Genomic DNA, 13,150 nt, shown 5'->3' on the forward strand with positions numbered 1-13,150 from the left:
AATGAACATTCATTCCGCAGGGAGTGATTTGATAGAATTGAAAAATAATTTAATAGGATAATAGGAATGAACGTTCATTCCTAAATGATATTTTCAAAAATAGGGAATGAAACTCTAATAACAGGAGATGATTCAAATGAGCAAGCTAAAAAGTTGGAGAAGTTTATCTTTTCTATTATGGATAGTTATTACTATTGCAATGGTCGTAACGATGCCTAATATGGATCAGTTAGTGAAGGAAAAAGGGCAAATCACGATTCCAAAAACAGAACAAAGCAGTATTGCTGACAAGATGATAAAAGAAATGGATAAAGAAGGGGCTGAAAAGTATGAAATTATAGCCGTCTTTAATAGTGGAGATAAAAACGCATTAACGAATGAACAGAAAGAGGAAATAACAAAAACGATCAACGCGCTGCAAAATGGAAAAGAGCAATTAGGAATTAAGGAAGTCGTTTCACATTTAGATAATAAAGAACTGGAGAAACAATTAGTTTCTAAAGATAATACGACTATTTTAACGCAAATATCGGTAGATAAAAAACATGGTAAAATATCAAAAATTGCAAATAATCTTCATAAAAAAGTACAAACGAAAGGAGTTACAACGTACTTAACAGGAAGTGATTTAATAGCGGGTGATTTTCTTACATCCTCTCAAGAGGGCGTGAAAAAGACAGAAGTTATTTCGATCATTTTCATTCTTGTAGTATTAATCATTGTATTCCGTTCACCAGTTGTTCCGATTATTTCTCTTCTTACAGTTGGTGTTTCGTATTTAATTTCAATGGGGATTATTGCCCATCTTGTAGATCAATTTAATTTTCCGTTTTCAAACTTTACGCAAGTGTTTGTAGTAGTCGTCCTGTTTGGAGTGGGAACAGACTATAACATTTTATTATATACAAGATTTAAAGAAGAATTAAGTAAACAAGAAAATGCATTTTTGGCTACGAAAGAAACGTTTAAATCGGCAGGTAAAACCGTTTTATATAGCGGGATAGCAGTACTAATTGGCTTTGCATCTCTTGCTTTAGCGAGTTTTAAATTATATCAATCTACTTCAGCAGTAGCAATTGGTGTTGCAGTATTACTACTCGTATTAACTACTTTAAATCCATTTTTCATGGTGCTATTAGGAAAAGGAATGTTTTATCCAGTTAAAACATTTAAAGGACATGAGGATAGTCGTTTATGGGGATTCTTTGCGAAAAATTCAGTAGCAAGACCATTTATCGCTTTAATTATCGTATTCGTGATATCGATTCCATTCGTATTAAAATATTCTAACACGCTTAATTACAATGATTTATTTGAAGTGGATAATAAATATGAATCAAAAATGGGGATTAACGTAATAGAAGAGCATTTTCCGCCTGGTTTTTCTTCACCAAGTACGTTAGTTATTCAATCGGATAAAAAGTTAGATGAGGCGACTTCTTTACAAACTTTAGATGAACTTACTGATAAAATCTCGAAAGTTAAAGGAGTCTCAGAAGTATATTCACCGACGCGTCCAACTGGAGATAAGATTAAAGAATTATATATAAATAAACAAGCCGGAGAATTGAATACAGGCTTAGGAGATGCAAATGGTGGCATAAAAGAAATTAATGAAGGATTAACTGATGCGAAAGATAAAATGGGTAGTAATGACTCAAATAGTCTTGCAAATGTTCAAAAGTTAATTGATGGAACAAATGAAGCGAAAAATGGCGTATCAGCATTAGGGACAGCTTTAAATCAATTATCGAATGGAATAAACAATGGAGCACAAGGAGCGAAGCAAATAGAGGATGGGCTAGCATCATTAAACGGAAATATCAATGCCCTGTCAAATGCAACTTCACAGCTTCATGCTGGTTATGAGCAGTTAGAAAAAGGTTTAAGTTCTTACGATCAATATTTCGGAAGCATTTCTCAAGCAATTGATGGTGCGAAAAAAGGATATGAACAAATTGAAGTGTTAATGACTAATTTCATTCAAACGAAACCAGAATTAGCAAATGACCCGAACATACAGCAAACATTAGGAATTGCTAAAGAAGCTCAAAAACAATTAACTGGACTTTCAAAAGAATTAAATCAATTGGCGGTGCAGCATAAAGCAGCGATGAATTCGTTTAAAGAAGCAAATCAATCGTTACTGAAAGTAGATAACGGTTTAAAAGAAATGAACAATGGAGTTACCAAGTTACAAAAAGGAGCTGCTGAGCTGAACAAAGGATTGAGCGAAGGGGCTACAGGTTCAAAACAAATTGCGAACAAATCAACTGAGTTACAATCCGGATTAACGAAAATAAACGATGGGCAAGGGCAACTTTTAACAGGGCTTAAAGATTTGCAAGAAAAGATGGGGCAATTACAATCAGGCTTATCTAAAAGTACAGAAGGGCTTGGAAAGGTAAGTAACGGCCTAGGGGATGCTCAGAAATATTTAGGCGAGCTTAATGAATCAAAAAACTCTGAGAAATTTTATATTCCAAAAGAAGTTTTAGCGGGAGAAGATTTCCAAAAAGCATTGAATACGTACATGTCACATGATAGAAAAATTGCTAAAATGACAATTATTTTAGACGTAAATCCGTATTCAAAAGAAGCGATGCCAATCATACAAGAGATTAATAAAACGATAGATGGTACGTTAAATGGTACAGAATTAAAATCGGTGAAAAAAGCGATCGGCGGGACAACAGCTAGAAACGTTGATTTAAAAGAAGTAACCGGGCAAGATTTCTTACGTACTGCTACGATTATGTTATTAGGGATTTCGCTTGTATTAATCGTGATTACACGCTCATTCTTAAATTCAATCTTTATTATTGGATCATTAATATTAGCTTACTTTGCTTCACTTGGTATAAGTGAACAAATTAGTTCACACTTATTAAACGTAGAGTCATTAAGCTGGAATGTTCCATTCTTTAGCTTTATAATGATTGTCGCTCTAGGTGTGGATTATAGCATTTTCGTAATGATGCGATACAATGAGCTAGAAGGGGATTCAGTAACGAAAATTGTAAATGCATCTCGTCACATAGGGGGAGTCGTATTATCAGCGGCACTTATTTTAGGCGGAACATTTGCTGCATTAATCCCTTCAGGAGTATTGACGCTAATACAAGTGGCATTAGTTGTTGGCATTGCCCTTATACTATTAGCTTTAATTGTAATGCCGATATTGTTACCAGCTTTAATAGGATTGGCGAGTAAATTGAAGAGTTATAAAGAGAAAATAATAAATACGAAATAAGAAAAACCTGTAGGGAATGTTTTCTCTACAGGTTTTTTGTATATAAAATATGAAATGAAAAAATGATCTAATGTATTACAGAATGAGAAGCGAATGGGGATATTAGAAAGAGATCGATGATATACAAAAAATAACTAGGGGAATGGATAAAAACTATTCGATTTCATTGTAGAAAGCTAATCAACCGTTGCTATTCATCCAGCTTCTACTATATAATAGCTATAGTCTACAATAATTGAGTCGTAATATGCGATTTTTTAAGACAATCGGTGAGAAAACGCTGAAATAAGCGGTATTAGTAGGAGGACACAAATGATTACAGTAAGTAACGTTAGTTTGCGTTTCGCAGATCGCAAATTATTTGAAGATGTTAACATAAAATTCACGCCAGGTAATTGCTATGGTTTAATTGGAGCAAACGGTGCTGGTAAATCAACATTTCTAAAGATTTTATCTGGAGAAATTGACCAATCAACAGGTGACATACATATTACGCCAGGTGAGCGTCTAGCAGTATTAAAACAGAATCACTTCGAATATGAAGAGTTCCCTGCACTAGAAACAGTAATGATGGGTCACACACGTCTTTATAAAGTAATGCAAGAGAAAAATGCAATTTACATGAAAGAAGACTTTAGTGATGAAGATGGCATGCGTGCTGCAGAACTTGAAGGTGAGTTCGCTGAGCTAAACGGTTGGGAAGCTGAGTCAGAAGCTGCAATCCTTCTAAAAGGATTAGGTATCGGCGAAGATATTCATGATAAAAAGATGTCTGAATTAACAGGGGCAGAGAAAGTAAAAGTATTACTTGCTCAAGCTTTATTCGGTCAACCTGACATTCTATTACTAGATGAGCCTACCAACCATTTGGACTTAAAAGCGATTCAATGGTTAGAAAACTTCTTAATGAACTTTGATAATACAGTTATCGTTGTATCCCATGACCGTCACTTCTTAAATAAAGTATGTACGCACATGGCTGATCTTGATTTCGGTAAAATTCAATTATACGTTGGTAACTATGACTTCTGGTATGAGTCAAGCCAATTAGCATTAAAACTAACGCAAGATTCTAACAAGAAAAAAGAAGAGAAAGTAAAAGAGTTACAAAACTTTATTGCGCGCTTTAGCTCAAACGCATCTAAAGCGAAGCAAGCAACTTCTCGTAAAAAATTATTAGATAAAATTACATTAGATGATATTAGACCGTCATCACGTCGTTATCCGTTCGTTGGTTTCACACCAGAGCGTGAAGTAGGAAATGACTTATTAACGGTTGAAGGTATTTCTAAAACAATCGACGGAGAAAAAGTATTAGATAATGTGAACTTCACTTTAAATAAAGGTGATAAAGTTGCATTTATCGGCCGTAACGATATTGCAATGACAACATTATTTAAAATTCTTATGGGTGAAATGGAGCCAGATAGCGGTTCATTCAAATGGGGTGTAACAACATCTCAAGCTCATTTCCCAAGAGATAACTCTGAGTACTTCGAGAACAGTGATTACACTTTAATTGATTGGTTACGTCAGTTCTCTCCACAAGATGAATCAGAAAGTTTCTTACGTGGTTTCTTAGGCCGTATGCTATTCTCTGGTGAAGAAGTAAAGAAAAACGTTTCTGTTTTATCTGGAGGAGAAAAAGTTCGTTGTATGTTATCTAAAATGATGTTAAGCGGTGCAAACGTATTAACATTAGATGATCCAACGAACCATTTAGACCTTGAGTCTATTACAGCATTAAACAACGGTTTAATCACATTTAAAGGAACATTACTATTCACTTCTCATGACCATCAGTTCGTACAAACAATTGCAAACCGTATTATCGAAGTAACGCCAAACGGTGTAGTTGATAAGGTAGCGACGTATGATGAGTTCTTAGAAAATGAAGAACTTCAAAAACAAGTTGATGCAATGTACAAAGGTCAATAATGAATGATTAAAACCCCCGCTCTCTTTTATGAGAGCGGGGGTTTTTTAAGTAAACAAATATTCGTTTTAATATAAAGTGGGGGAAGGATTAAAATGAATAATTATTCAAAAATAACATTAGCGAAGGTAAGAAATTTTTGAAGCGTGGATAAACCCTGAAATGATCAAGAAATGGTTTTTTACATTGGAAGGGACGGATAAAGTAACGGGAAATACTCCTGAAGTAGGAGGGAGTTGGGAAATTATTGATCATCGTGGCGGAAAAGATTATCGAGCAATTGGGGAATATATCGAAATGAATCGTCCTAAAAAAAATTAGTATTTACATTAAAAACGCCGCAGTTTAGTGAATTATTAGATAAAAACACAGTTGAAATAAAAGAGAAACAACAAGGATTTAAAATGATATTTTCACAAAATATAATCGTTGCTCATGAAGAAGATTGGACAAAATATGATGTTGAAAAAGCTTTAAAGGGGTGTCATGATGGCTCTGAACATGGTTGGAATGTAATGTTCATGGGACTTAAAGAGTTGTTTAAAAGAAGAGGGAATAGCTACAAAGGATGATAAACGGTAGTCGAAAAAGTGTAGTTTGAGCAAATTGCCCAAACTACACTTTTTATTTTATGAAATTGGGTAGTTTACATGAATGTACCAAAATTGGAGATAGATTAGTTTGCAAATGAGGAAATAAAGGATTATAGTTTGTGGAGTCATAATTAGTGGATGAGCCTTGGGAGAAAACAGGAAATGTTACAAATGTATTTTGTAAAATAGAAACCAAAGTCAAAATGTTTAAAAAGAAATAGTTGAATAAATAAAAGCTACAAATTATAATTACTAATATTCTTCATATAGTTAAACAAATAAAATCTATTTGAAGAAGAAAAATTAAATAGAGAGACAGACTTATATAAAATAAGCCTTGGATGATCAAAAGAGGTGGAGAGATGCAACAATTTTTATTAAAGAGTAAACGAGTATTAAGTAATCATTTTGGATTTTTCGTATTTGCCGTTATTTTACTTTGGTTAAAAACATATGCAGCATATGTGACAGAATTTAATTTAGGGATATCGAACACAATCCAAAAGTTCTTACTGTTTTTCAACCCGTTAAGCTCAGCAGTTCTATTTTTAGGGCTCGCACTATTCGCGAAAGGGAAACGAGCTTACATTTGGTTAATTATTATTAATTTGCTAATGTCTATACTTTTATATGCCAACGTAGTATATTATCGCTTTTTCAGCGACTTTATTACGTTCCCGACATTAACACAAACGAATAACTTTGGAGATTTAGGTGGTAGTATTTTTGCATTGCTACACTTATATGACCCACTATATTTCTTAGATACAATCATTTTAATTGTTTTAGTCGCAACGAAATTTGTAAATCCTAAACCAATCCGTGTTGCGAAGCATAAATTATCGCTAGTATTTGTAGCAGGTATTTTATTCTTTAGCGTTAACTTAGGTCTGGCAGAATCTGACCGTCCTGAATTGTTAACAAGAACATTTGACCGCAATTATATCGTGAAATATTTAGGGGCGTACAACTTTACGATTTATGATGGTATTCAAAGTGCGAAAGCATCAACAGAACGAGCATTAGCGGATGGAGATAATATGACAGAAGTTAGAAACTATCTTACATCAACTTATGCAAGTCCAAATCCTGAGTATTTCGGTAAAGGAAAAGGAATGAACGTAATTTATATTCATTTAGAGTCATTCCAAAACTTTTTACTAAACTACAAGCTAAATGGTCAAGAGGTTACACCATTCTTAAACTCATTTACAAAAGATGCGAATACGTTATACTTTGATAACTTCTTCCATCAAACAGGACAAGGTAAAACATCTGATGCGGAGTTCATGTTAGAGAACTCAATGTTTGGATTATCGCAAGGATCTGTTTTTACAAATAAAGCTAATAACACGTATCAATCAGCACCAGCTATTTTAGGTCAACAAGGATACACATCAGCAGTGTTCCACGGTAACTACAAAACGTTCTGGAACCGTGATGAAATTTATAAATCGTTTGGTTTTAATAAATTCTTTGATGCGTCATACTATGATATGAACGAAAAAGATGTAGTAAACTATGGGTTAAAAGATAAACCGTTCTTTAATGAATCCATTCCATTATTACAAACGTTAAAACAACCGTTCTATTCAAAATTTATTACGTTATCGAACCATTTCCCTTATCCAATTGATAAAGCGGAAGCGACAATTGAACCAGCGAAAACAGGTGATTCATCTGTAGATACGTATTTCCAAACAGCACGTTATTTAGATGAATCTGTAAAAGGCTTCATGGATTACTTGAAACAATCTGGTTTATACGATAACTCAATTATCGTTATGTACGGTGACCATTACGGTATTTCAGATAATCATGGCGCAGCAATGTCTCAAATAATGGGTAAAGAAATGAACTCATTTGAAAATGCTCAATTACAACGTGTACCATTAATCATTCGCGTACCAGGAATGAAAGGCGGCATACAACATCAATATGGCGGAGAAATTGACGTTCTTCCAACTTTATTACACTTACTAGGTACAGATACAAAGAATTATGTCCAATTCGGATCAGATTTATTATCGCCAGATCATAAACAAGTCGTTCCTTTCCGTAACGGTAACTATGTAAGTCCAACAGTGACTGCACTGAACGGCAAATACTATGATACAGCGACTGGAAATCCAGTAGAATTTACAGACGAAATAAAACAAAATGAACAAATGGTTCAAAAATCACTAAAATACTCTGACCAAGTTGTTAACGGCGACTTATTACGATTCTACACACCAGAAGGCTTCACTCCAGTAGAGCGTTCTAAGTACAACTATAACCATCGTGATAAAAATAAAACGAAGGTGAAGACGACTGAAGACGGGGAAACAAAATAAATAATAAAAAATCCTACTCGTATAGAAAACGAGTAGGATTTTTTGTTTTAAGATTTACTTTCGGATTTTTGGAGTGCTACTTTTTTAGGCATGAAACATGCGATAATCAAAGCTACAAAAGATAAGACTAACATAAATACGTAGGCATCACTTGAGCTGAAGATAGAAGATAATTTCTTTACTTGCATAACTGAAATGTTTCCATTTTCACTAGATAACTGCGAAGCATGTGAAGTTGATTGAATTGTGTATACCGTGATAATAACTGCTGTTCCAATAGCACCTGCTAATTGACGTACGGTATTATTCACTGCAGAACCATGTGAACCCAGTTCTCTTGGTAAAGCGTTTAAACCTGCTGTATTTAAAGGCATCGAAATGAAACTTAGTCCAATGCGTAGAATAATGGTACGAACCATTAAATACATATAAGTGGTGGATTCGGTCAAATCAATTACACCCCACATAGATATAATGATACATATTAAACCTGTAATAAAGAGTGGTTTCGCCCCATATTTATCAAACATTTTACCTGTGATAGGTGATAAGAAGGCATTAATCACAGCTCCAGGTAATAGAAGTAAACCTGATTCAAAAGCAGTAAAACCTCGTCCATTTTGCAAGTAAATCGGTAAAAGAATTAAATCAGCATACATAATCATCGTAATGAGTACGTTAATGACTGATGTAAGAGTGAAAATTTTATATTTAAATACGGATAAATTTAATAGTGGATCGCTAGACTTTATTTGACGTAAACAGAATAGGGTTGTAACAATTATTCCGATGATAATTGTAGTAATAACAACTGGATGATCCCATCCTTTACTTCCTGCACTACTAAATCCAAATATAATACAACCAAAGCCAATCGTTGATAAAATGACACTTACGATATCTAATTTTGCTTTTGTTGTCTCAGCAACATTCATTAAATATTTTAGCGCGAGAATAATAACGATTAATACAAATGGAGCTAATCCAATAAATAACCATCTCCATGATACATATTCAATAATAAAGCCAGATAATGTTGGAGCGATGGCTGGCGCGAAAATTATGGCGAAACCGATGGTTCCCATAATACTTCCACGCTTTTCACTAGGGTATAAATATAAAATAACTGTCATCATTAGTGGCATAATAATTCCTGCCCCAACTGCTTGAATCATTCTTCCTGTTAACAAAATGCCAAAATTCATGGCGCATGCGCAGAGAACAGTCCCAATAAACAAAGAGAGCATCGAGCTAATAAATAGCTGCCTTGTTGTAAATCGCTTCATTAAAAATGCCGTAATTGGCACGAGAACACCATTTATGAGCATAAAGCCTGTTGATAGCCATTGAACTGTAGCGGCCGTAACATCAAATACTTCCATTAAATTACTCATCGCTACATTTAATAGCGTCTGATTTAATGTTGATAAAAAACAACCGGAAATGAGCACAATTAATATAATTTTTTTATTTCTTTCTGATATTTCCTTTTGCATTGGTAAACTCCTTCATTGTTGTCTTGATTTATCGACATTGTGTCGATAAAATTAATGGTAACAAAATAAATTTTCTTTGACCATGAACAGTTTTGTTGAAAATGTTCACTACTCGACATAGAAGGTATGCACTGTCGAGTAAGTAAAGAGAAAATCTATAAAGGAGTTTCAAAATGTCTACACCTAAAAAAGAAGATCCTCGTACAGTTCGTTCAAGAGAAATGTTTAAAAATGCTGTTTTTTCTCTCCTATGTGAGAATCCTAGTATTTCAAGTTTAACGGTTCAGAAAGTCGCAACAAAAGCAGGATTAAACCGAACAACCTTTTACTTACATTATCAAGATATTCAAGATTTACTAGACCAAATCACGAATGAGATTTCAAATGAACTTTCAAATAAAATAACCGATTTAATACATGCAAAAGATTTATCAGAAAAACAAAAGCTAACACAATTACTTGATTATTTATATATCCACCGAAATTATTTATTTATATTATTTAAAATGAATCAATTTGAGGAGCAACTATTTTTATTTTTAAAAGAGTTAATAGAAACGAGAAGAGAGAATACGAAAAAGGATTTGCCTAATGATTATGTTGCGGTTGATATTAAAACAGCTTCATTGGTAGGTATTATCATGTGGTGGATAAGGAATGGACTTCACTTTAGTTCAGATTATATTGCAAATCAAATTTATTTCATGTACAGAGGGTAATGAGTTAAAAATATTTTATGTATCGACACATTGTATTATTAAGTGCGACACCTAAAGAAAAAAGCCCATATCGCTTCGTATAAAGTAGAAGTTATCACATCACTTACTTCATACAGAAAACTGCCCATGAAGGGTTTCAGGAAGAACTGTCGCACTTAGATTGACAAATTGTCTTTAAAATAAAAAATCGTATTGTATAATTTCATATGCCGCATGTATATAGTAAAATTTTTAAATGAAAGTACAATCATTGCACTATGCATAAACAAGAATTTGGACTTAATTTTAGAAGAGATACAAGATAAGATATTAATAGAAAGCGATTTCAAACTCTAATTTTGCAAAGTTAGTATCTATACTTGCAATTCTATTTAAGAACAAGTATAGAAAGGGTGTATATCATATATGATATTAGATAATCGAAGTATAAGTATTTTACAGCAAATTATTCAAGCAGATAGCTATGTTTCTGTATCTCAATTAATGGAAGTCATACAAGTTTCAAAGCGAACAATTTATTATGATATGAAGAAAATAGAAGATTGGTTAGTTGCAGAGGATTTAAATTCATATGAATATATTCGCCCTTTAGGCTACTGTTTTGATAATGAAACGAAGCAAAGAGTGATAAAAAAGTTAAATGGATTTACAACAAGCCAATATGAATATTCTCCACATGAACGAAAAATATTGCTGGTTCTTTATATACTAACAATGGAGAAAAGGATTCTATTAGAAGACTTAATAGAACTTGTGCAAGTCAGTCGAAATACTGCTCTTGCTGACTTAAAAAAAATAAAAGCAGAGTTAGTGAAGTTTAAGCTCGCATTAAACTTTAATCGTAAACATGGCTACAATATTATAGGGAATGAACATGGAAAACGAAATATATTAATCTTAAATCTTTCACAAATAATTTCAAAGCATGGATGGGAATATTTAATATCGCATGTGAAATATATTACGAATGATAATAAAAATGTAAAAGGTAATAAAGATCACGAGGAACTTCTTATAATAAAAAATATTTTATCAAATTGTGAAGAGCTTTTAGGGGTCCAGTACACAGATGAGGTACTTGAAAGTTTAAGCGTTTACATGTATTTATTCCGCAATCGTATTGTAAATGGAAAATGTGTTGAGATGGAAGATGCTGAAAAGGATGTACTAAGAGAAACAAAACAATTTGAAGCAGCAAAATATATTGCAAAACAGTTTGAAAGAGTATTTTTCGTGGGTTTTCCAATAGATGAAATTTATTATATTACGACTCATTTGTTAGGAGCAAAAGTAAATGCTCAACAAAAAGACTTTGAAAAAAGTGAGATTGATGGAATACATTCAATGGTCGGGTATATGATAAAGGATTTTCAACATTATGCTTGTGTTATATTTCAAGATTTTAAAGGACTTGCTTCAGACCTATATCTGCATATGAAACCGGCATATTATCGTGTAAAGTACGGGATTGAAATAGAAAATCCATTACTTTATACAATCCAGCAAAATTATGAAGAAGTATATACTCTTACAAAAAAAGTAATTCATCATTTTGAAGAATATGTTGGAAAAATAGTTTCAGATGATGAAATGGCATATATTACTATGCACTTTGGTGCTTGGATGAGGAAAGAGGGAATCGTTCCCAGCCCAAGAAAAACCGCGCTACTTGTTTGTCCAAATGGTATTGGTACATCACGTATGTTGCAGTACCAATTAGAGCAAGTGTTTTCAAGTGTAGATATTTTAAAAGCCATTTCAAAGCGGGAATATGAATCAAATACATTTGATGTAGATTGTATTATTACTACAACTGAACTGGAGAAGGGGAAAATTCCTATCTTTATGGTAAATCCAATTTTGACCGATTCCGAAAAAGCATCGTTACTACGAAAAGTCAATGTAGCTTTATATGGCGAAAATCAAAATGATTCAGTTGATATGATGATGGGTATTATCCAAAAATACACAGACATTTTAGATGAAAAATCTTTGAAAAATGAATTGAGAGAGTTTATGAGTGGTCCGGTACATATTGATAAGGAGGAGAAATATAAGCCTATGTTAAACGAGCTATTAACTAGAGAATTTATAGAGCTTGAGAATCACGTTGAGACGTGGGAGGAAGCAATTCGTGTTGCGTCGGAACCTTTATTACAAAGTGGACATATTTCTGAAGCATATATTTCTGAAATGATTGCGAATGTAAAGAAGTTAGGCCCGTATATTGTAATTGCACCTAAAATCGCTATACCTCATGCTCGTCCAGAAGCAGGTGTCAAAAAATTAGGGATGAGTTTATTACAACTAAAAGAGGGTGTGTTATTTTCAGAAAAACAAGAGCATGCTGTAAATTTAATTATTGTATTAGCAGCTATAGATAACGAGACACATTTGAAGGCATTGGCACAATTAAGTGAGATGTTATCTGAACCAACGAACATAGAAATGTTAATGCATTCAAATTCAAAAGATAAAATGCTAGAAATGATAGCTAAATATTCTAATTAAAGGGGAGATTGAAATGAAAAAAGTATTAGTTGTATGTGGAAATGGATTAGGAAGTAGTTTTATTATAGAAATGAATGTAAAGAAAATATTAACTGAACTTGGTATGCAAGCTGAAGTTTCTCATACGGATTTAGCATCAAGTAAATCAGAACAAGCAGATCTATATTTAGGTGCGAAAGATATCATTTGCAACCTTGAAGATGGTACTCGCACAGTTGCTGGATTAACAAACATTCTAGATTTAAATGAAATTAAAGAAGCATTACAAAAACACCTGATGTAGAAACGGTGAAAGGGGAGTAGTGC

The 13,150-nt window shown here is 33.2% G+C and carries 9 protein-coding genes; 8 read left to right on the forward strand and 1 reads right to left on the reverse strand.

Going from position 1 to position 13,150, the window contains the following annotated elements; all coding sequences use genetic code 11:
• The first annotated feature begins 136 nt into the window (after positions 1-136).
• The 5 genes from AC1DKZ_RS10070 to ltaS all read left to right on the forward strand — a co-directional run bounded on the left by AC1DKZ_RS10070 (position 137) and on the right by ltaS (position 8,118).
• Positions 137-3,253, forward strand: a complete 3,117-nt coding sequence (locus tag AC1DKZ_RS10070) for an MMPL family transporter (RefSeq protein WP_476996131.1) — start codon at positions 137-139, stop codon at positions 3,251-3,253.
• Between the two features lie 312 nt (positions 3,254-3,565).
• Entirely contained in the window at positions 3,566-5,191 is a 1,626-nt protein-coding gene (locus tag AC1DKZ_RS10075) for an ABC-F family ATP-binding cassette domain-containing protein (protein WP_002013447.1), read from the forward strand.
• Between the two features lie 160 nt (positions 5,192-5,351).
• Entirely contained in the window at positions 5,352-5,510 is a 159-nt protein-coding gene (locus AC1DKZ_RS10080) for an SRPBCC family protein (RefSeq protein ID WP_235661806.1), read from the forward strand.
• 83 nt (positions 5,511-5,593) lie between these two features.
• On the forward strand, positions 5,594-5,761 hold the full coding sequence (locus tag AC1DKZ_RS10085; protein WP_242309510.1) for an ATPase: 168 nt from the start codon (positions 5,594-5,596) through the stop codon (positions 5,759-5,761).
• A gap of 383 nt (positions 5,762-6,144) precedes the next feature.
• Entirely contained in the window at positions 6,145-8,118 is a 1,974-nt protein-coding gene (gene ltaS, locus AC1DKZ_RS10090) for a lipoteichoic acid synthase (RefSeq protein WP_476996132.1), read from the forward strand.
• Positions 8,119-8,165: 47 nt separating this feature from the next.
• On the opposite strand, the gene AC1DKZ_RS10095 is transcribed toward ltaS, so the two are convergent.
• Entirely contained in the window at positions 8,166-9,614 is a 1,449-nt protein-coding gene (locus tag AC1DKZ_RS10095; RefSeq protein WP_113937536.1) for a DHA2 family efflux MFS transporter permease subunit, read from the reverse strand.
• Positions 9,615-9,787: 173 nt separating this feature from the next.
• Here AC1DKZ_RS10095 and AC1DKZ_RS10100 point away from each other — a divergent pair, with 173 nt between their 5' ends.
• From AC1DKZ_RS10100 to AC1DKZ_RS10110, 3 genes are all read left to right on the forward strand, one after another.
• Positions 9,788-10,333, forward strand: coding sequence for a TetR/AcrR family transcriptional regulator (locus tag AC1DKZ_RS10100; RefSeq protein ID WP_476996133.1), 546 nt, complete (start codon positions 9,788-9,790; stop codon positions 10,331-10,333).
• Positions 10,334-10,738: 405 nt separating this feature from the next.
• Entirely contained in the window at positions 10,739-12,844 is a 2,106-nt protein-coding gene (locus tag AC1DKZ_RS10105; protein WP_476996134.1) for a BglG family transcription antiterminator, read from the forward strand.
• A 13-nt stretch (positions 12,845-12,857) separates the two neighbouring features.
• A complete protein-coding gene (locus AC1DKZ_RS10110) occupies positions 12,858-13,127 on the forward strand; it encodes a PTS sugar transporter subunit IIB (protein WP_000757313.1) in 270 nt (89 codons plus the stop codon).
• Positions 13,128-13,150 lie beyond the last annotated feature (23 nt).

It is taken from the genome of Bacillus sp. 05T21 (genome assembly GCF_056396785.1).